The organism is Streptacidiphilus sp. BW17, assembly GCF_041262485.1.
Taxonomy (GTDB): Bacteria; Actinomycetota; Actinomycetes; order Streptomycetales; family Streptomycetaceae; genus Streptacidiphilus.
Map to the genome: position 1 here is coordinate 144,346 of NZ_JBGCCR010000001.1, position 19,875 is coordinate 164,220.

At 72.0% G+C, this 19,875-nt stretch carries 20 protein-coding genes and 1 tRNA gene; 15 read left to right on the top strand and 6 right to left on the bottom strand.

Annotated features, from left to right (window positions below; genetic code table 11):
- The first annotated feature begins 462 nt into the window (after positions 1 to 462).
- The 5 genes from ABH940_RS00640 to ABH940_RS00660 all read left to right on the top strand — a co-directional run bounded on the left by ABH940_RS00640 (position 463) and on the right by ABH940_RS00660 (position 6,075).
- Positions 463 to 1,749 carry an aspartate kinase gene (locus ABH940_RS00640; RefSeq protein ID WP_370065329.1) on the top strand — a complete coding sequence of 429 codons (1,287 nt, stop codon included), beginning with the start codon at positions 463 to 465 and terminating at the stop codon, positions 1,747 to 1,749.
- Positions 1,746 to 2,831, top strand: coding sequence for an aspartate-semialdehyde dehydrogenase (locus ABH940_RS00645; protein WP_370065327.1), 1,086 nt, complete (start codon positions 1,746 to 1,748; stop codon positions 2,829 to 2,831). The genes ABH940_RS00640 and ABH940_RS00645 overlap by 4 nt, the downstream gene beginning before the upstream one ends.
- Before the next feature lie 312 nt (positions 2,832 to 3,143).
- On the top strand, positions 3,144 to 3,749 hold the full coding sequence (locus ABH940_RS00650) for a SigE family RNA polymerase sigma factor (protein ID WP_370065325.1): 606 nt from the start codon (positions 3,144 to 3,146) through the stop codon (positions 3,747 to 3,749).
- Positions 3,746 to 5,254: a hypothetical protein gene (locus ABH940_RS00655; protein WP_370065323.1), complete on the top strand. Its 1,509-nt coding sequence runs from the start codon at positions 3,746 to 3,748 to the stop codon at positions 5,252 to 5,254. Before ABH940_RS00650 ends, ABH940_RS00655 begins: the two co-directional genes overlap by 4 nt.
- Before the next feature lie 20 nt (positions 5,255 to 5,274).
- On the top strand, positions 5,275 to 6,075 hold the full coding sequence (locus ABH940_RS00660) for an SURF1 family protein (RefSeq protein WP_370103906.1): 801 nt from the start codon (positions 5,275 to 5,277) through the stop codon (positions 6,073 to 6,075).
- 69 nt (positions 6,076 to 6,144) lie between these two features.
- On the opposite strand, the gene ABH940_RS00665 is transcribed toward ABH940_RS00660, so the two are convergent.
- Together ABH940_RS00665 and ABH940_RS00670 are read right to left on the bottom strand one after the other, a co-directional pair.
- Positions 6,145 to 8,013 carry a prolyl oligopeptidase family serine peptidase gene (locus tag ABH940_RS00665; RefSeq protein WP_370103908.1) on the bottom strand — a complete coding sequence of 623 codons (1,869 nt, stop codon included), beginning with the start codon at positions 8,011 to 8,013 and terminating at the stop codon, positions 6,145 to 6,147.
- 265 nt (positions 8,014 to 8,278) lie between these two features.
- A complete protein-coding gene (locus ABH940_RS00670) occupies positions 8,279 to 9,730 on the bottom strand; it encodes an MFS transporter (RefSeq protein ID WP_370065317.1) in 1,452 nt (483 codons plus the stop codon).
- A gap of 185 nt (positions 9,731 to 9,915) precedes the next feature.
- Here ABH940_RS00670 and ABH940_RS00675 point away from each other — a divergent pair, with 185 nt between their 5' ends.
- The 4 genes from ABH940_RS00675 (at position 9,916) to ABH940_RS00690 (ending at position 12,661) form a co-directional block, all read left to right on the top strand.
- A complete protein-coding gene (locus ABH940_RS00675; protein WP_370065315.1) occupies positions 9,916 to 10,140 on the top strand; it encodes a hypothetical protein in 225 nt (74 codons plus the stop codon).
- A 152-nt stretch (positions 10,141 to 10,292) separates the two neighbouring features.
- Complete coding sequence (locus ABH940_RS00680; RefSeq protein WP_370103910.1) at positions 10,293 to 11,480, top strand: hypothetical protein; 1,188 nt, start codon at positions 10,293 to 10,295, stop codon at positions 11,478 to 11,480.
- Positions 11,481 to 11,495: 15 nt separating this feature from the next.
- Positions 11,496 to 11,792, top strand: a complete 297-nt coding sequence (locus ABH940_RS00685; protein ID WP_030253738.1) for a type II toxin-antitoxin system VapB family antitoxin — start codon at positions 11,496 to 11,498, stop codon at positions 11,790 to 11,792.
- A gap of 128 nt (positions 11,793 to 11,920) precedes the next feature.
- Positions 11,921 to 12,661: a LytR C-terminal domain-containing protein gene (locus tag ABH940_RS00690; RefSeq protein WP_370103912.1), complete on the top strand. Its 741-nt coding sequence runs from the start codon at positions 11,921 to 11,923 to the stop codon at positions 12,659 to 12,661.
- Between the two features lie 84 nt (positions 12,662 to 12,745).
- Here ABH940_RS00690 and upp read toward each other — a convergent pair whose 3' ends face one another.
- The gene (upp, locus tag ABH940_RS00695) at positions 12,746 to 13,384 is read right to left on the bottom strand and encodes a uracil phosphoribosyltransferase (RefSeq protein WP_370065309.1); all 639 of its coding nucleotides are present in this window, start codon (positions 13,382 to 13,384) and stop codon (positions 12,746 to 12,748) included.
- Positions 13,385 to 13,499: 115 nt separating this feature from the next.
- Here upp and ABH940_RS00700 point away from each other — a divergent pair, with 115 nt between their 5' ends.
- The 4 genes from ABH940_RS00700 (at position 13,500) to ABH940_RS00715 (ending at position 15,457) form a co-directional block, all read left to right on the top strand.
- Positions 13,500 to 13,814: a hypothetical protein gene (locus ABH940_RS00700; protein WP_370065539.1), complete on the top strand. Its 315-nt coding sequence runs from the start codon at positions 13,500 to 13,502 to the stop codon at positions 13,812 to 13,814.
- A gap of 148 nt (positions 13,815 to 13,962) precedes the next feature.
- Entirely contained in the window at positions 13,963 to 14,613 is a 651-nt protein-coding gene (locus ABH940_RS00705; RefSeq protein WP_370065307.1) for a hypothetical protein, read from the top strand.
- A 78-nt stretch (positions 14,614 to 14,691) separates the two neighbouring features.
- A complete protein-coding gene (locus tag ABH940_RS00710) occupies positions 14,692 to 15,297 on the top strand; it encodes a nucleoside deaminase (RefSeq protein ID WP_370065305.1) in 606 nt (201 codons plus the stop codon).
- Between the two features lie 73 nt (positions 15,298 to 15,370).
- Positions 15,371 to 15,457 (top strand) — tRNA-Ser (locus ABH940_RS00715).
- Positions 15,458 to 15,638: 181 nt separating this feature from the next.
- On the opposite strand, the gene ABH940_RS00720 is transcribed toward ABH940_RS00715, so the two are convergent.
- From ABH940_RS00720 to ABH940_RS00730, 3 genes are all read right to left on the bottom strand, one after another.
- Entirely contained in the window at positions 15,639 to 15,881 is a 243-nt protein-coding gene (locus tag ABH940_RS00720) for a hypothetical protein (protein WP_370103914.1), read from the bottom strand.
- Between the two features lie 415 nt (positions 15,882 to 16,296).
- On the bottom strand, positions 16,297 to 17,625 hold the full coding sequence (locus tag ABH940_RS00725) for an acyltransferase family protein (protein WP_370065301.1): 1,329 nt from the start codon (positions 17,623 to 17,625) through the stop codon (positions 16,297 to 16,299).
- A 43-nt stretch (positions 17,626 to 17,668) separates the two neighbouring features.
- Positions 17,669 to 18,568 carry a pentapeptide repeat-containing protein gene (locus ABH940_RS00730; RefSeq protein WP_370103916.1) on the bottom strand — a complete coding sequence of 300 codons (900 nt, stop codon included), beginning with the start codon at positions 18,566 to 18,568 and terminating at the stop codon, positions 17,669 to 17,671.
- A 550-nt stretch (positions 18,569 to 19,118) separates the two neighbouring features.
- Here ABH940_RS00730 and ABH940_RS00735 point away from each other — a divergent pair.
- The gene (locus ABH940_RS00735) at positions 19,119 to 19,283 is read left to right on the top strand and encodes a hypothetical protein (protein WP_370065297.1); all 165 of its coding nucleotides are present in this window, start codon (positions 19,119 to 19,121) and stop codon (positions 19,281 to 19,283) included.
- Positions 19,284 to 19,416: 133 nt separating this feature from the next.
- Positions 19,417 to 19,710 carry a Dabb family protein gene (locus tag ABH940_RS00740; protein ID WP_370065295.1) on the top strand — a complete coding sequence of 98 codons (294 nt, stop codon included), beginning with the start codon at positions 19,417 to 19,419 and terminating at the stop codon, positions 19,708 to 19,710.
- Positions 19,711 to 19,875: the final 165 nt, after the last annotated feature.

Genomic DNA, 19,875 nt, shown 5'->3' on the forward strand with positions numbered 1-19,875 from the left:
AGCCGACCCCGGCCAGGAACCGCCGCCGCTGCAGCGACCTGAGCCGGGGTCAGCTGCGTCCCAGCCGCGTCTCCGCCGAGCCGCGTGCCGACGACCGCACGCGCCCCGTCCGCGCCTCACCGCAACCCGTCCCGCCCCCAGCCGCATCCCACCCGAACCCCACCCCGGCCCCACCCCGGCCACCGAACCCACAGAATGTGTCCAAGGCCACAGCCACCCGCCCCGTGACCTGCCCCGTCCGCAAATCCGGCAGATGCCTCCCCCGCCACCGGAAAATCTTCCGCCGCGGCCCGCATCACCCCGGACGCACCCCGAGCCCACGATGATCGCACTGTGATACGGCAGTATCAGCGTTCGGACACACCCCTTTCCCACCATCGCGCTCGCTAGACTGACGAGCGACCACAGGCCCACCGCGGAACGCCTCGCCCGGGCCCGGACCACAAGAGTCGAGGAGCGCACGTGGGCCTTGTCGTGCAGAAGTACGGCGGCTCATCCGTAGCGGATGCCGAGGGCATCAAGCGGGTCGCCAGGCGGATCGTCGACACCAAGAAGGCCGGCCATGAGGTCGTCGTCGTGGTGTCCGCCATGGGCGACACCACGGACGAGCTCATCGATCTCGCAGAGCAGGTCTCGCCCTTCCCGGCCGGCCGCGAGCTCGACATGCTGCTGACCTCCGGAGAGCGCATCTCCATGGCCCTGCTGGCGATGGCGATCAAAACGCTGGGCCACGAGGCACAGTCGTTCACCGGCAGCCAGGCCGGCGTCATCACCGACTCGGTCCACAACAAGGCCCGCATCATCGACGTGACGCCCGGCCGGATCCGGGCCGCGCTCGACCACGGCAACATCGCCATCGTGGCCGGTTTCCAGGGTGTCTCCCAGGACTCCAAGGACATCACCACGCTCGGCCGCGGCGGCTCCGACACCACCGCCGTCGCGCTGGCCGCCGCCCTGGACGCGGAGGTCTGCGAGATCTACACCGACGTGGACGGCGTGTTCACCGCCGACCCGCGCGTGGTGAAGAAGGCTCGCAAGATCGACTGGATCGCCTTCGACGACATGTTGGAGCTCGCCTCGTCCGGCTCCAAGGTGCTGCTTGCGCGCTGCGTCGAGTACGCGCGACGCTACGACATGCCGATCCACGTCCGCTCGTCCTTCTCCGGGCTGACCGGCACCTGGGTCTCCAACAAGCAGCTGACCAAGCCCGAAGGGGGCGAATCCGACATGGAGCAGGCCATCATCTCCGGTGTGGCCCACGACACCTCCGAGGCGAAGGTCACGGTCGTCGGCGTCCCGGACAAGCCGGGCGAGGCCGCCCGGATCTTCCGCGCCGTCGCGGACGCCGAGATCAACATCGACATGGTGGTCCAGAACGTCTCCGCCGCGTCGACCGGCCTGACCGACATCTCCTTCACCGCGCCCAAGAACGAGGGCCGCAAGGCGATCGAGGCGCTGGAGCGGGTTCAGGAGGGCATCGGCTTCGAGTCGCTGCGCTACGACGACCAGATCGGCAAGATCTCCCTGGTCGGCGCAGGCATGCGCTCGCACCCGGGCGTCACCGCGACGTTCTTCGAGGCGCTGTCGGCCTCCGGCGTCAACATCGAGCTGATCTCCACCTCCGAGATCCGCATCTCCGTGGTCACCCGCGCCGAGGACGTCACCGCCGCCGTGCAGGCGGTGCACAGCGCCTTCGGTCTGGACAGCGAGAACGACGAGGCAGTCGTCTACGGGGGCACCGGCCGATGAGCGCGTCCGGACGACGGCCCACGCTGGCCGTCGTCGGCGCCACCGGCGCCGTCGGGCGGGTCCTGGTGAACCTGCTCGCCACCCGAGCCGACGTCTGGGGCGAGGTGCGACTGTTCGCCTCGCCCGACGGGGTCGGCACCACCATCCCGGTGCTCGGCCGCGACGAGCCGGTGCGCGCGCTCGAACCGGGCTGCTTCGACGGCATCGACGTGGCCCTGTTCGAGGCGCCCGAGGACGTCGTCAAGATCTGGGCCCCGCTCGCGGTCGAGTCGGGCGCGGTCGCCGTCGACGGTTCGGCGGCGTTCCGGCTCAACGCGGACGTGCCGCTGGTCGTGCCGGAGATCAACCCTGCCGCGACGCGGATGCGCCGCCTCGGCATCGTCGCCGCGCCGCGCTGCTCGACGCTGGTCCTGACGGTCGCGCTGGCCGCGCTGCACGCCGAGTTCGGCCTGCGCGAGCTCGTCGTCACCGCGGCGCTGGCGGCGTCCGGCCGCGGCCGGATCGGCATCGACACCCTGCGTCGCCAGACGTCGGAGGTCGCCGGAGACCCGACCGTCGGTTCCCGCACCGGCGATCTGCGCCGCGCGGTCTCCGAGCAGGACGACGACCCGTTCGAGGCCCCACTGGCGCTCAACCTGCTGCCCTGGGCCGGCGACGCCGGCGAGGACGGTTGGTCGAGCGAGGAGCTGGGCCTGCGCAACGAGACCCGCAAGATCCTGGGCCTGCCCGAGCTGCGGATCTCGGCGACCTGCCTGCGCGTCCCGGTCGTCAGCGGCCACTCGCTGACCGTCCACGCGGTCTTCGACAACGAGCCGGACGTGGCCCGGATCCGGGAGATCCTGGACTCCTCTGCCGGCGTCATCGTCTACGACGACCCGGCGAAGGGCGAGTACCCGACCCCGGCGGACGTCGTCGGCTCCGACCCGACCTGGGTCGGCCGGGTCCGCCGCTCGCTGGACGACCCGCACGCGCTGGAGCTGTTCCTATGCGGGGACAACCTGCGCAAGGGCGCTGCGCTCAACTGCGTGCAGATCGCCGAGCTGATCGCCCAGGAACCGGCGGAGTCGACCGAGCACGCCTGAGCCCGCCTGACCTCGGACGGGACGTCACACCGCCTCGGGGGCGCGTGCCCCTGAGGCGGTGGCGGTTCAAACGCCGTGACCTCGCACGCAGCGGCCTCGAACCCCGTGGCCTCGAACGCCGTGACGAGGTTGCGTGCAGCGTTCGCCCGAATAAGGGGGAGTTCGTGCAGACCCCGGAACCGGCTTCCGTGCCGGTTGGACGCCCCGTACCGTAGAGCCCCTGAACACGGTGTCACGGAGGGGCCAGGTGACGTACAACCCTCGGGGCGGGTCATGCGTCCAACTGGCGTGCCGCAAAGCCTGGTGCTTCCGATGACCGCACCGTTCACACACACGCGTGCCGGTCGTACACAGGACGTCCTGCCGGCCGGCGAGTCGACGGCGGTCGCCGTCGGTGCCTCCGTCGACCACCTGACCGAGACGTACCAGGCCCACTACGCGTCCCTCCTCCGCCTCGCCGCCCTGCTGCTGGACGACACCGCGTCCTGCGAGGACGTCGTGCAGGAGGCGTTCATCCGGGTCCACTCCGCCAGGCGGCGGCTGCGCGATCCGGACAAGACCTTGGCGTACCTGCGGCAGACCGTGGTCAACCTCTCCCGGTCCACGCTGCGCCGCCGCATCATCGGTCTGCGCCTGCTGCAGAAGCCGATGCCGGACATGGCCTCCGCCGAGGAGGGCGCCTACGACGCGCTGGAACGGGACGAGTTGATCGTCGCCCTGCGCGGGCTGCAGCGTCGCCAACGCGAGGTGCTGGTGCTGCGCTACTTCTCCGACATGACGGAGGCTCAGGTCGCGGACACCCTCGGCATTTCCGTAGGCTCGGTCAAGGCCTACGGCTCGAGGGGGCTGGCCGCACTGCGAATCACGATGGACGCCGGGAACGAGATGCCGGACACCGGCGAGGGGAGGCAGTCGTGAGCGCGGACAGGCGCTCGCGCTACCTGCGCGTGGTTCGACCCGGGGCCGGCGGTCAGACCGTCGGCGCCACGGGTCCGGACGACGCATCCGTCGCGTCGGCAGAGACGACGCCGCCGGTTCCGGTCGCGCCCCCACGAGCTACCCCTCTCTGGCTCCACCGTCCGCTCGGGCAGCTCCGTCCGCTCGGGCAGCTCCGTCCGCTCGGACCGCTCCGCCCGCACGGGTCGTCCGGCCCGCTCAAGGCGTCCAGATCGCCCCTGCCGTCCGGGTCGGCCGGGGCCACCGGGTCGACCGATGCGGCGGGTTCGCCCGGGCCGTCCGGTTCACCTGGTTCGTCCGGTTCACCCGGTTCACCCGCCTTCGGCGACGTCGACGACGAGCTGTTCGACCTCGACAGAGGCCTGCTCGAACTGGACGAGGACCCCTTCGGCGGCGCGCTGCGCAGCCGCCTGCACGGGGCGGTGGGCGAGCTGCGCCCGGCCCCCGGCTCGTTGGAGCAGTTGCGGCGCGCGGTCCCCCAGCGTCGCGCCCTGCGCAGGCGCGCCTACGGCGGTGCGGCTGTGGCCGCTTCGCTCGCGCTGTTCGGGCTGACCGCGATGCACTCGATCGGTGTCGACAACGTCACCACCGCCCAGTCGTCCGCGTCCGGCGGCCTGGCCTCCGGCTCCGCGGCCCCGAGCCCGAGCAACGGCCGGACCGGCCGTCCCTCCTCCGGCACGTCCGGCGGCGCGACGACCGGTGGCTCGGTGGTCGCCACGCTGCTGCCGGGGCAGACGCCCGGCGGCGTGCTGGTGCCACTGCCCTCCGGCGGGGTGACCTCCGTCGCGACGGACGGCTCCACGCACCCCCAGACCGGCGGCGGAACGCTGCCGGTCTGCGCCCGCTCCCAGCTCGGCCAGGGCGCGGCGGGTCTGGCGCAGCCGGACTCCTCCGGCGTGGTCTACGGCTCGTTCGCGGTCAGCAACACGTCCAGCAGCGCGTGCCAGGTCGGCGAGCCCGGCGTGATCGACGTGCAGGACGCCGTCGGCACGCAGACGTCGCGGTTCAACGTGCAGCCGCACACCGCGGCCGACCCGGCCACCGGCCTTCCGGCACCGGACCCGCAGCATCCCCCGGTCAGCCTGCAGCCCGGCCAGTCCTACGTGATCGACTTCGCCTGGGTTCCGGCCTCCTGCGCGGGGCCCGACCCGAGCGTGGCCTCCGGCACCCCGAGCGTCAGCCCGACCCCGGACACCGCCTCCACCACCAGCGGCACGTCCGGCGGCACGGGCAGCACCGGTGGATCCGGCGGCACGGGCGGCAGCGGCGGCCCGACGGGCACGCCCACGAGCACCGACACCGGCGGTACGGGCGGCAGCGGGGGCCCGAGCGGGACCCCGGGCAGCCCCAGCGTGGTCCTCGCGCTGATGCCGACGGGGAGCGGCCAGGTGGCGGCCAGCACAACCCTGTCAGGGGCCTGTGCGGGCACCGTCTACCGCACGGACCCGCTCGCCGCGCCGCGATAGCGAGTGGTTACCGTAGTCGGGTGTACCGGTTCCTTCTGACCCCGCGCTGGCTCGGCCTCACGCTGCTGGCGCTCGTCGCCGTGCCGGTGTGCATCGTCCTCGGGCTGTGGCAGTTCAGCCGCTTCGAGCTGCACAGCCACGCGCAGAAGCAGCAGACCGCGCTCGCCTCGGCGGACGCGGCACCCTCGGCCCTGGCCCCGATGATCGCCTCCGGCGACCGGAACGGCGTCGGAGGCGACGCCGGGCTCCGGGTCTCGTTCACGGGCACGTACGACGGGGCGCACCAGTTCGTCGTCCCACAGCGCCAGCTGAACGGGCGCAACGGCTCGCTGATCCTCACCCCGCTGAAGCTGGACGCCTCCGGCGCGGGCTCGGCCACGTACGTGCCCGTGGTGCGCGGGTGGTTGCCCGGCACGCCCGCGCACGCGCCCGCGGCGCCCACCGGCACGGTCTCGGTGACGGGCCGGCTGCAGGCGGCGGAGACCGAGGACTCGACGGGCGTCATCTCCAGCGGGACCCTGCCGAGCGGTGAGCTCGGCATGATCTCCCCGACCACCCTGGTGAACGTCCTGCCGTACACCGTCTGGAACGGCTGGGTCTCCCTGGACGCGGGCGCGTCCGGCACGGTCGGACTGACCGCGCTCCCCGTCTCCCAGACCGCCGCTTCGGACAGCGGGACCAGCCTCAGCCTGTCGGCGATCCAGAACCTGGGCTACGTGGCCCAGTGGTTCGTCTTCGCGGGGTTCGTGGTCTTCATGTGGTTCCGCTTCGTCCGCAGGGAGGCGGAGCAGGTCCGCGACCGCGAGCTCGGCCTCTCCTGAGGCCTTCTGCAGGCGGGGCGGCTGCACTATTCAGGGGCGCGGGGCTCTGCCCCGCGCCCCTGGCCGGCCTTACGGCAGGTGCCGCGCGACGAAGTCGAGCTCCAACCTGAGCTGCTTGACCCGCTCCTCGACTTCCAGCGAGCCGTGCCCGGCGTCGTAGCGGTAGATCTCGAACCGCTTGCCCAGCTTCTCCAGCTCGGTGACGTAGTTCTCGATCTGCCGGATCGGGCAGCGCGGGTCGTTCACGCCCGCGCTGAGGTAGACCGGCGCCTTCAGGTCCGCCGCGTACGTCAGCGGCGACGATGCCGCATAGCGGGCCGGGACCTCCTCCGGCGTGCCGCCGACCAGTGTGCGGTCCATCGCCTTCAGGGCCTCCATCTCGTCGTGGTACGCCGTGACGTAGTCCGCGACCGGGACGGCAGCCAGGCCCAGCGCCCAGGCGTCCGGCTGGGTGCCGAGGCCGAGGAGGGTGAGGTAGCCGCCCCAGCTGCCGCCGGAGAGGATGATCCGCTCCGGGTCGGCCAGGCCGGAGGAGACCGCCCACTCGCGGACCGCGCCGATGTCCTCCAGCTCGATCAGGCCGACGCGGTGTCGCAGCGCGTCCGTCCAGGCGCGGCCGTAGCCCGTGGAGCCGCGGTAGTTGACGCGGACCACCGCGTAGCCGTGGTCGACCCAGGCCGCCGGACCCGCCGCGAACGCGTCGCTGTCGTGCCAGGTGGGGCCGCCGTGGATCTCGAAGACGCACGGCAGCGGACCGGCCGGGGCGTCGGCCGGGCGCTGGACCAGGGCGTGGACGGGACCGCCGGGCCCGTCGACCCAGACGTCCTCGACCTGGACCGACGGTGGCGCCTGCGGGCCGGGCGCGGCCAGCACGACCTCTCCGGTCGTGCTCCGCACCACCGGGGGCTGCTCGGAGGAGGACCAGAGGAACTCCACCGTCCCGTCCGGGCGGGCGGAGGCGCCGGAGACCGTGCCGGGCAGGGTGGGGAGCGGGGTGAGCTCACCCGACGCGAGGTCGTAGCGGTGGAGCTCGCTGCGGGCGCGGTAGGTGTGCTCGATCAGCAGCGCGCCGGCGTCCGGGTACCACTCGGCGGTGACGTCGCCGGGGAGCTCGAGCACGATCTCCTCCTCCGCACCGGTCGCGGTGTCCCAGATCAGCGGCTCCCAGCGACCCCGGCGCTGGTGGGCGACGAGCATCCGGGCGTCCCCGGGCAGCGGCGCGAAGCCGAGGCAGGACAGGCCCAGCGCCTCCTCGCGTCCGGTCGCGTCGTCCAGTTCGGCCACAACCGTGACCTGGTCGCCGTCGACCCGCAGCACCCGCAGCGCGGAGTGCATGGCGTCGCCGTGCTCGGTGTGGTCGACGGCGATCAGCGTGCCGTCGTGGGAGAGGTCGCCGACGCCGGCGGACTCGCGGTGCCGGTAGATCTCCAGCGGTTGCTGGCCCGCGCGGACCAGGTGGAGCGTCGAACCCTCCTCGTCCGTGGAACGGCCGACGACGGCCTCGCCGCGACGACCCAGGGCCAGACCGGCCGGATAGGAGGGGGCGAGACCGGGCACGGCCTCCTCGTCCCGCGCGGGTGCGGTGACGTTCGGGGCGCTGCCCGCGAAGGGCTGACAGCGCCAGACGCCGAACTCGTCGCCGTCGGTGTCGTCGAACCACCAGATCCACTCACCGTCGGGGGTGAGCGTCGCCTCGGTGGTGCCGTGGGGACGGTCGGTCACCCGGCGCTGGGCGCCGTCGACGCGGTTCCAGGCGTAGATCTCGTAGGTGCCGGTCGCGTTGGAGACGAACAGGGACCGCTCGGGAGCGTCCTCGGCCCACTCCGGCAGACCGACTCTCGCGGCACGGAAGCGCTGCTCCCACGGAGGGAGGGACTCGAACGCCGCCGTCGCGGCCGCGTTGCTCTGCTTCACGTCGCTGCTCACGTCGCTGCTCATGCCGACCATCATCGGGCACAGGCCGCCGACGTCACCCCCCGCATCGAAGCTTTGCCTCCCGCTCGGCCGCGTGCGCCTAGGCCGTGTCGTCAAACTCGCGTCGGATCAGCCCGGGTTGTCTGGTGCGGCCAGCTGCAAGGCGGAGGGTCGCCCTCTTGGGCCGTACTTGGGCGATCCGACAACGCAGCGTGGGGGTCCCCCCGGCCGAAGGCTGGGGGAGGGCGTGCCAGACGAGCCGGGCCCGGCGGGAGTTTGACGACAGGGCCTATGTGCCCGGCTTCCCGCCGACCCGGCCGGCCGGGATCATCAGCAGGCCGAAGGCCAGCAGCACCGCGGCCGCCGCGCGTTCGCCCGACATCCCGGGGACCACGTGCAGCATCAGCGTCACCGCGGCCACACCGAGCGCGGTGCCGAGGCCGCGGCCCATGTTGACCATGCCGCCGCCGGTGCCCGCCGACTCGGTCGGGATCGCGCCCATCACCAGGGTGTTGTTGGCGGGTGTGAAGACCCCGAGACCCAGGCCCAGCAGGACCAGGACGAGCGGCAGCACCGTCGTGGTCATGGGCAGAACGGTCAGCAGCGCCAGCGCGACGACGGTCAGCGCGGTGCCGAGGAAGGCCCGGCGGTGGTCGTCGAGGCCGCGCGGCAGCACCCGGTCGGCGGTGGTCGCGGCGAGCGCGAAGCCCAGCGGCAGCGCGGTCAGCACCACCCCGGACGTCATCACGCCGACACCCTGCCGGGACAACACCACCGGCACCAGCACCAGTGGGCCGAAGAGGACGAGGTACCCGCAGAGCCCGCTGAGCAGGCCGAGGCCGATGCCCGGCCGTCCGGGCCGGGAGCGCAGCAGCGAGAGGTCGACCAGCGGCTGGGCCCCGCGCTGCTGACGACGGATCAGCAGCCAGCCCGCGACCACGGTGGCGACGGCCAGCGCGGCGGCGGACCAGAGCGGCCAGCCCAGCCCGGAGAAGACCGACAGGCCGAGCATCAGGCTGGTGCTGGTCAGCGCCAGCAGCAGCACGCCGACGCCGTCGACCCGCGTGCCGGTCCGGCGCTGCCGGGTGCGCGGGAGCAGGTAGTGCCCCGCGACCAGGGAGACGATCCCGACCGGCACGTTGACCAGGAAGACCCAGCGCCAGCCGAGCGTGGCGACCAGCGCGCCGCCGACGGTCGGGCCGAGCGCCAGGCCGATGGCCTGACCCGCCGCCTGCATGCCGAGGGCGGTCCGCATCCGCGCGCGCGGGGCGCTGGTGGTGACCAGTGCGACGCTGTTGGCCTGCATCAGCGCCGCGCCGACCGCCTGGACCACGCGGAAGACGACCAGCGCGGCGAGGGTGGGGGCGAGTCCGCAGGCGGCCGAGGCGAGGGTGAAGACCCCGAAGCCGTAGAGGTACATCAGCTTCCGGCCGTGCGCGTCGGAGAACCGACCGACCGGGACCAGCAGTGCGACCAGGGTCAGCAGGTAGGCCAGCGACACCCACTCGACCGCGGCGGGCGCGGCGTGGAACTGCTGTCCGAGCGCCTGGTAGGTGAGCGTGACGATGCTGGCGTCGAGCTGGCCCATGAAGGCGCCGAAGCAGACGGTCGCCACTGCGAGCCGCCAGGCCCACGCGTGGTCGCGTATGCGCTCGGGTCGCGGGCGCTCGTGGGTCAGCAGCGCCCACCCGCGCGGCATCACCCGCGGGAGCGGGAGCTGGGACGTCTCGCTGGGGGCCATATCCACAGTTTATCTCTGCAGCAGACATATTCGGAAGGGGAGGCAACCGTCCACCTGCTGGGACGGCTTGCCCCGCGCCCGCCTCCGACGCCGTGACCTGGGGCGCCGTAGCGCAGCTGTGACCGATGCCGCACGGAACCGCAAGCTCGGCGCGGGAGCCTGGTCACCATGGAGGCCAGACGCAGATGAACGAGAGCCGAACCAAGGCCGGAACCGACACCGGCACGACGCACACCGCACGCCACGTACTCAGCCCCCGCACGCGTCGCCGGGCGGGCGTCGCCGCGGCCGTGCTGCTGACCGCGGGCCTCGCCGCCGCCACGGCACTGCTGCCCAGTCCGGCCCAGGCCCAGGAGCGGACCGGCGTCCCCTCGACGCACGCCACGACCGCGATCACCATGCAGGTCTAGACCAACCACCGTCCCGCTCGCTAGCGTGGGGCCGTCCGCCCGCACCGCGCGGTGACCGCCGCGCCGGCCGCGCCGCGTCCCGCCGCGCGACGCACCGCCGCGTCCCGGACGCTGGAACCCTGGAACGCCGCCGGAACGCTGGGAGCACCGCCGTGGAGTCGTCCGTCCTCGCCTTCGCCACCGACCTGCTGGACGAGGGGCCCGACGCCTTCTTCGGCAACCTGGCCGACCGTGCCGGCGTCGGCGCAGTGACTCTGGCCTCGGTCTACCACGAGGCCCGCGACGTCTTCCCGCACAACCCGCGCCGGGTGCTGCGCTACCTCGAGCCCGGCGCCGCCTACTTCCGCCCGGACCCGGCCGCCTGGGCCGGACGACGACTGCGGCCCACCCCGTCCACGGCACTCGACGACGCGGGCGCCACCGGTGACGGCGCGGACCCGTTCGCGCTCGCCGCCGCCGAGACGCAGGCGCGCGGAATGAAGCTGCACGCCTGGACCGTCTTCCTGCACAACGACCGGCTCGGCTTCCAGCACCCCGACTGCGCACCCGAGAACGCCTTCGGCGACCGCCACCTCACCGAGCTCTGCCCGGCCAATCCGGAGGTGCGCGAGTACGTGACGACGCTCGTCGCCGAACACGCCCGCTACGGAGTGGACGCGATCCGGGCGGAGTCGCTGCACTTCCACGGACTGCGTCACGGTTACCACCACGAACGTTATTTCGAGCATCTCGGCCCGGTCGCCGAGGCCTTGCTCGGCCTCTGCTTCTGCACCCACTGCCGTACCGCCGCGCAGGCCGCGGGAGTTCCCGCCGACTCGGTGCGCGAGCGGGTGCGCGCCGAGATCCGCGTCCGGTTGACCGACGAGCGGGCCGCCGCCGAACCGTGCCGACTGGACGAGCTCGCCGACGGCGCGGTCGCCGCCTACATCGACGCCTCGACCGCGACCGTCACCTCGCTCGCGCGGGAGGCGGCCGAGACCGCCGCCGGGCTCGGCATGCGCCTGACCTTCATGGACGGCGACGGCCCGGGGAAGGGCTGGCTGTCCGGGATCGACCTTCCGTCACTGGCGGCCGCAGTCCCGCAGGTGGAGACACTCGGCTACGCACCGACGCCGGAACAGGTACGGGAGAAGGTCGCCGCGTTCGCGCTGCACGGCGTGAAGCCCGGCGCGCTGGCCGTGATCCTGCGCCCCATGGCGGAGGACTGCGACAGCGCCGAGAACCTGGCCGCCAAGGTCGCGATCCTGCGCGACCTTGGCGTACCGGAGGTCGAGTTCTACCACTACGGACTGATGCGGCTGTCCTCACTGGACCGGATCGGCGCGGCGCTTGGCCTTTAACGGTAGGCTTTCCGTGTGATCTTCAAGCGCATCGGCAACGGGCGGCCGTACCCCGACCACGGCCGGGTCAGCACCCGCCAGTGGGCGGACGTCGCACCGCGTCCGGTCCGCCTGGACCAACTGGTCACCACCAAGGGCCAGCTCGACCTGGAGACCCTCCTCGCGGAGGACTCGACCTTCTACGGCGACCTCTTCGCCCACGTGGTCAAGTGGCAGGGAGACCTGTACCTCGAGGACGGCCTCCACCGCGCGGTCCGCGCGGCCCTGCAACAGCGTCAGGTCCTGCACGCGCGCGTGCTGGAAATGGACTGAACGGGTTCACTGATCATCCGTTAGTACTCCTGCGCAGGCCAAGAGCCGGTCACGCGGTCTACTGTGGGCTCAACACCCGTACGACGGCAATCACAGCCCAGCGCACAAGGGGGCCACCCGCTGTGAGCATGTTGACTCCCCCAGGCCTCAAGGGAAAGCAGTACCGCATCAGCGGTAAGGCCTACCCCCGGCTGTCCCGTCCGGGCCAGAAGCGCCGCAGGGTGCTGCAGATCGTCGCGGCGGTCGTCGCGGTGGCCCTGGTCGGCTGGGGCACGGTCCAGTTGGTCACGGTCTTCGGCGCGAAGAAGAAACCGGAGGCCGCAGGCAGCAACTGCACGCACGCCAACACCGCTGCGGCGGCAGGCGGCGACGACGCGGCCAAGCCGGGCGCGTCGGCGTCCGCGCACCCCTCGGCCGGCGGTGCGGCGAGCCCGGGCGCGAGTGCGTCGGGCGCGGCGAGCGCGTCGGCCTCGGCCGTCCCGATCGTGGTGCCGAACGGCTTCCCGCAGCTGACCGCGTTCACGGTGAACGTCTACAACGCCACCGGCCACGCGGGTCTGGCAGCACAGACGGCCGCCTCCCTCAAGCAGCGCGGCTTCACCATCGGCAAGGTCTCCAACGCTCCGGCCGCACTGGAGAACAAGATCACCGGTTCCGCGCAGATCACCGGCGGCACCGGCGGCAAGAACGCGATGACCCTGCTCGGCACCGAGGTCTCCGGCGCGACGTCGACGCACGACACCCGCACCGACGGCAGCGTCGACCTCTACATCGGCAACGGCTTCACCGCGCTGCTGACCCCGGCTCAGGCCGCCCAGGCCCTCGCGGTCGCCGCCTCCCCGTCCCCGACGGCGGGCTCGCACTGCTGATCGCCCAGTTCTCGTGACAGTGAGGGCCGGTCCGAACGGACCGGCCCTCACTGCTTTCGCACGTGCATTCGCGCGTGGTGCGGATCAGTCCCCGGCGGTGCCGTAGAGGCGGTCGCCCGCGTCGCCCAGGCCCGGGACGATGTAGCCGTGCTCGTTCAGGTGGTCGTCGACCGCCGCGGTGACGATGGTCACCGGCAGTCCGGCCAGCTCCTTCTCCAGCACCGCCACGCCCTCAGGCGCGGCCAACAGACAGATGGCGGTGACGTCGGTCGCGCCGCGCTCGATCAGCAACCGGATCGCCGCGACCAGGGTGCCGCCGGTGGCCAGCATCGGGTCCAGCACGTACACCTGGCGCCCCGACAGGTCCTCGGGCATCCGGGTGGCGTAGGTGGACGCCTCCAGCGTCTGCTCGTTGCGCACCATGCCGAGGAAGCCGACCTCGGCGGTGGGCAGCAGCCGGGTCATCCCGTCCAGCATGCCGAGCCCGGCACGCAGGATCGGCACGACCAGGGGGCGCGGATAGCTGAGCCTGACGCCGGTGGTGACGGCGACCGGGGTGGTGATCTCCACCTGCTCGGTCCGCACGTCCCGGGTGGCCTCGTAGGCCAGCAGCGTCACCAGCTCGTCCGTCAGACGGCGGAAGGTCGGCGAGTCGGTGCGCTCGTCGCGCAGCGTGGACAGCTTGTGCGCGACCAGGGGGTGTTCCAGGACATGAATCCGCATAGACAGGACATTATCCCGAGCGGCGGGGGCCCGGCGACGGACTGGTGTAGGCCAGACCGGCGAGGGAGAGTAGGTGGGGACGATCTCCCCGAGCGACCCGAGGGGCCGACCGACGATGGCCAAGCCGAAGCGCTCCGCCGAGACGGAGCAGCAGCGCGCCCGCCCGACGCGCAAGCGGCGTGCCACGGCTGCCTCGGACGCCCCGTCAGGCTCGCCAGCGTCGTCGGGCTCGTCAGCCTCTCGGCGGACGGACGACGACACGCCTGAGCCCGAGCCGAAGTCGGAGACCCCGGCCGAGCGCCGCCGGCGTCGGGCGGTCTTCCTCCGCGAGCTGGCCGAGGCGCGTGAGCTGCGCGAGCGGGTGCACCCGCGTCGGACCAAAGCGGCGCGGATGCGGCAAGCCGCTCGGATGCGCACGTTCCGTTTCTGACCCGTTACGGACCGCTACCCGGTGGTAAAGAGACCTTCCACCAACAGCGAGTACGACTCGGATCTTCGTCACAAGTTCCCAACTCCTCGACACGACCAGCGAAGACGCGCACCCGAACACTCCCCGCGCGGCGCTCCTTTCTGTCACGATGCCGATAGGGCGTCCCTTCCTGGTCGCCCCGGACCGCTTGCCGGTCCTGACGGCCAATGACCTGGGAGAGTCGCTGGTGGCGTACTTCGCTGCATTGCTCGCTCGCACCGAGGACGGGTGGGACGTGAGCGAGACCGATCTCGACGACGTCGAAACCCTCGCCGACCTGGCCGACCTGGCACGCGGGGCCGCCGGGGACGCGGAGACCGTGCTGGTCTTCATCGAACAGGAGGATGCCTGGTTCGCCGTCGTCCGCGTGGACGGCGAGGAGGACCCCCGCGTCTTCGTCTCCGACGCGGCCGCCGCCTCACGCAGCGCCTACGGGGAACTCATCCTGACGGAGGAGCTGTTGGGCCGGGAGGGCGACGACGACCTCGACGACCTGGACCACCTGGTGGTGGACCTGGACGACGAGGACGCCGCGACCGACTCCGCCGAGGACGGCGACGAGGACGAGGACGACGACGCCTCCGCCGATCGCGAGGCCATCCCGAACGCCCCGCTGGGCGACGTGGGCCTGCTGATCGAGTTCGGCGTCGGCGCCAAGGAGCTGATGGACCTGGCCGCCGAGGGCTCGGTGCCGGGCGACGCCCTCACCGAGATCGCCGACGCCCTGGGCTGCGGCGAGGTCCTGGAGGCGGTCCGGTAAGGCCGGCGGTTCAGTAGCACCGGCGGTCCGGTAAGGCAGGCGGTTCGGCGAGACGGGTGGTTCGGCGAGACTGGTCGTATGCCCGGTCAGTCGCAGCCGCCCGTCTCCGTCCCGCTCATCCCGCCGTCGCCGTGGTCGGCGGTGCCCTCGGCATCGCCGCGCCACCGGCCCGACCCGGTCCGGGACCGCTGGGAACCGGCGATGCGCCTCGCCCTCGACGAGGCCGCGCTGGCCCCGGCGACCGGCGACGTCCCGGTCGGCGCGCTGGTCCTCGACCCTTCGGGGGCGATCATCGGCCGCGGCCACAACGCCCGCGAGGCCGTCGGCGACCCGACGGCCCATGCGGAGGTCCTCGCCATCCGCGAGGCCGCAGCAGCCCGCCAGGCCGCGGCGCGCAGCGGGGCACCAGAGGGCGGAGAGTCGGGCGAGGACAGCTGGCGCCTCTCCGGCTGCACGCTGGTGGTCACCCTGGAGCCCTGCACGATGTGCGCGGGCGCGATCGTCCTCTCCCGGCTCGACCGCGTCGTCTACGGAGCCCCCGACCCCAAGGCCGGCGCCGCGGGCTCCCTCTGGGACGTGATCCGCGACCGCCGCCTCAACCACCGCCCCGAGGTCATCCCGGACGTCCTCGCCGCCGCCTGCTCCGCACAGCTCCGCGCCTTCTTCGAGACCCACCGCGAGTGACCTGCGTCACTCGCCTGTGCACGGCCCGAAACCCGTTTAGGAGCACGACGCGACGTCCGGTAGGCTGTCCCACGGTAGCGTGTCCGAGCGGCCAAAGGAGCACGCCTCGAAAGCGTGTGTGGGGGCAACTTCACCGTGGGTTCGAATCCCACCGCTACCGCTCTGAGCAGCAAGAACGAAGGGCCCCGACCTTAGCGGTCGGGGCCCTTCGTCGTCGTGGTCTCAGTTTTGGTCTCAAAGGCCTTTCGGCGTGCGTTTCTGAGGCTGCCTCAAAGGGTCCGCTCCTCATCAAGGCTGGGCCTGTACTCCTAAGGAGCGTGGTCCCAACCATGCGAGCGGGCTCAGTCGCCGGTCGGCTCGGACAGCAGCAGGGCGAGGGCCGCACCCAGGAAGGGGATCGGGCAGAGGGCGAGGAGGACGCCTGGGGGGCCGTGGGCGTCGGCGATGAGGCCGAGGAAGGGGGCTACCAGGCCACCGACGCTGACTGCGAGGCCGCGGGTGACGCTGGCTGCCGTACCGGGGCGGTCGGGGAGGTAGTCCTGACCCAGCTTTCCCGGCCGGGGTCCCGCACGCGCACGAGGCACACGGGCCGACCCGGATGTGGACGCTGTCGTTCCCCGCGTCCGTGAACCCGCTGCGGGTCGACCAGCCGACCATGCTGGCCGTCGGGGCCGCTGCTGCGGGAGGTCGTCATCACCCTCACCGAAGGGGTGCCGGACGCCAACGACCTCTCCCCCCGACGAGCGCGCCAACCTCCTCCGGGTCGCCCTGGACCGCCTGCGGCGCGTGGACACACTGCCGCTGCACCTGCCCACGCCGAGCGACGCCCGGCTGCGCGACGACGCGGCGCTCCTCCACCGCAATCCGTCGGAGGACCTCACCCTCGCCGAGCTGGGTGCGGAGGTCGGGACCTGCGAGCGCACCCTGAGTCGACTCTGCTGGCAGCAGACGGGCATGACGTTCCCTCAGTGGCGAACCCAACTGCGGCTGCAGCACTCACTAACCCGCCGCGCCCGCGCGCTCCTCGTCTCCGGCCGGGATCTGGACCGGGATGCGGGGGCCGCCAGGGTCGTCGGGCGGCGTCGGGGACCGACCGAGGCGGCCGTGGGCGACGCGGCGGCCGAGCTTCTGCATCGGGAGCTCGACGTAGCGGTAGGTGAGCTGGCTGAGCGTCAGCAGCACCACGAAGAAGCCGACCATCCAGAGCAGCTGCTGCACCGTCCCGACCGGGCGCGCGGTGTGGGCGATCACCAGCCACATCGCCGCGATCAGGGGAACGTGCAGCAGATAGGTGGAGTAGCTGATCCGGCCGAGCCAGGTCAGCGCGGCCGGCATCCGGCGCCTGCGCAGCAGCATCGCGATGCCGAAGGTGAGCCACGCGGCGACGAACGCCAGGTACCAGGCCATCGGACCGTAGGTCCAGGTCCGCCAGGTAGTGCGGCCGGTGTTGAACAGGGCGGCGGTGACCACGCCCGCGACCAGCACGGTGACCGCCGCGGTCCAGGCCCAGCGGGGGCGGATCTGACCCTGCTCGGCGCGGTAGATCGCGGTGCCGCAGAACATCGTCCCCAGTATCAGCAGCGTCTCCCAGCCGGTGGAGCGGCTGTTGAGGAAGACCAGCAGCAGCGCCTGGACCGCCAGCAGCACCGCCGCGGCCCGCATCAACCGGCGACGTCCGCTCAGCAGCCCGGCGAGGCCGATCACCATGACCACCACGGCGACCGACGTCAGCGCCGTCGCACCGTACGCGTGCAGCAGGAGATAGCCGGGCAGCACGGGGCCGAGAACGAGCGCGGTCAGCCCCAGCCCGGTCGCAATCGGCGCGCTGCGCCGTTCCCACCCGAACACGAAGAGAGCCGTGACCAGGTAGTAGAAGATCATCTCGTAGGTGAGCGTCCACATCACCGACAGGCCGTTGTAGCTGCCGAGCAGGTCCTCCAGCATCGTCGCGTTGCCGAACGAGGTGAGCACCGGGTGCGAGTAGACCGCCGGCGCGACGCCTCCGGCGTGGAGCGGTCCCAGCACGGCGATCGCGCCCACGTAGACGAGGATGCAGACCGGGTAGAGCCGGAACAGCCGACCGATCCAGAAGCCGCGCACGTCCCCCCGCCGCTCCAGCGAGGCGGGCACGATATAGCCGCTGACCAGGAAGAACGCCACCACACCGTAGAGGCCGAGATCGAGGTGCCGGTGAACGACGTCGAACGGTCTGTGCAGCAGCGTGGACGTCAGGTGCTGGAAGACCACGCTGATCGCCGCGATCCCACGGACGACGTCGAGCCAGCCCAGGCGGGCTCCGGGCTTCGTCTGTTCTCCGGCGTTCCTCACATCGGGAACCTATCCCGGACACCCCGAACTACGGCAAACCCGATCACTCCGCCCGGCCTCGGCCCGCTGCGGGCCGCTCCGGGCCGCTGCTCCCCGCACCAGCCTGCCCGGGCGCGGGCCAGTGCGTCGGGCGGTTCAGACCCGCCGGGATGCGGGTGCTCGCGTCGCCGCGGGCCGCGTCCAGCTGAGGCTGGGTCAGGAAGAGCGCGTCGGTGAGATCCGCGCCCCGCAGGTCGGCGTTGCGGAGGTCCGCGCCGACGAGGTCGGCCGAGCGCAGGTCGGCACGGCGCAGATCCGCCGCGATCAGACAGGCACCGCGCAGGTTCGCACCCCGCAGGTTCGCGGCAGCCAGCTTCGCGCCGATCAGGTCCGCGCCGCGGTGGCTGCGCTTCCGGCCCGGTACGCGGGCGCGAACCAGTTCGCTCACCTCCAGCAGCAGCTCGCTCACGCCCCCGCGCACGGCCGCGACGTCCAGCGCGGCCAGCGCCGTCGCGTCCCCGCGCGTGAGCGCGTCGACGTCGTCGTAGGCCCGGCGCACGCGCGGCTGCAGCGGGGTCGCGGCCGAAAGGGCGAGCGCCTCCCGCAGGTGGCGCAGGAGCTCGTGGAGCTGCCGCATGACTGGGAAAGCCGTGAACATCGCGGGCGCGGAGTCGGGTTCCCGCCGCCAGTCCACCCCGCCGAAAGTGAGTTGGGAGACCTTCTGTCCCGCCCCGAAGCAGTCGAAGACCGTGCAGCCCGGGTAGCCGGAGTCGCGCAGCCGCGCGTGAATGCCGCAGCCGAAGTCGTCGCGCAGGTTGGCGCACGGCGTCCCGGCGCGCTTGTCGACGGCGAAGTCCGCGGACTTGGCGAAGGGCAGCGCGACGCAGCAGAGACCGAAGCAACTGCCGCAGTCCGAGCGCAGCGGGTCGGCGGCGAGCGTGGTGAATGGCGGTTCGGCGGGCATACGGACGATTTTTCCAGAGAGAGGAATCCCCAGGCCTCGAATATTCCGACCTCGTGCAGACGAGGTGGAGGAAAGCCCTGCTCGGACGAACGGCCCTGCTCGGACGAACGGCCCTGCTCGGACGAACGGCCCTGCTCGCGGGCGTTGACCACCCATGGCCACCCATGTACGCGAGCAGGGCCTCCACGAAGAGGGGGAGCAGCAAGGGGGACTGCCGCTCCCCCGGCGGAGCCCCACAATCAGCGACGCGCCGGGGGAGACACGTCGACCGATCCCACAGCGGGGGCTCCGGATCCACGTACCGGCCGGTTCCTGCCAGACCTGCCCGGTACGTCTTCCACTCTGCTCCGGATCGCGGCCGGGCGCAGGCAGCGTTGGACCTGTTGTGAAGGGACCTTGGTCCTTTCGCGTTGACGCGGCAATTAGGAGGCGCAACCCGGCCGGGGCCGTCGACAGCGCTAGGCTTCGGCCATAAGAGTGAATGTCCATCAGGTGTGCGCAGGCACAGGATCGGCGAGAGCAAGGCATCGGCACGGGAGGGCGGGGCACCATGGGACAGGCCAGGAGGATCATCACCTGGGCCTTGGTGATCTTCGTGTTCTACACGATCATCACTTCGCCGACGCGTGCCGCCGATCTGGTCCAGATCGGTTTCACCGGCATCTCCAACGCGGCGAAGGCCGTCGGCACGTTCATGACCAGCCTGATCAAGTGAGCCGGTCCGCCCGCTGGACCACCGGACGGGGCCCCTGCTCGGCCACCTGCTCGACCACCTGCCGAGTGGCCCGGTCGGGCAATACCGCAGGTGAAGTACCCTCGGGGCACTCAAACCCACAAGGAGTGCCGCGATGATCCGCCACCTGGTCCTGTTCAAGCTGAACGACGGCGTCACCAAGGACGATCCGCGCGTCCCGGCCGCGGTCGCCGCCTTCGAGAAGGTCGGCGAGAGCGTGAAGGAGCTGCGCGAGTGGCAGCTCGGCTGGAACATCACCGACCGCGACATCGCCTACGACTTCGCCATCAACAGCCTGGTCGACGACCGCGAGGCGCTGCAGGCCTACCTGGCCCACCCCGACCACCAGACCGCCGCCGGGCTGTGGCGCGAGTTCGCCACCTGGGTGATCGCCGACTTCGAGGTCTGAGCCCGCATCGAGGCCTGATCCGACGTCACCACCCGCGCCGGTTCCCTCTGGTGGCTTAGCGGAATCATTTATTCCACCAACACGCGTAAGGCCGGTGCTTGCCCGCGTACGTACCGGCTTGTGATGCTATGACCAGTTTTGCCAGATATGGGACTGGCACCGGAC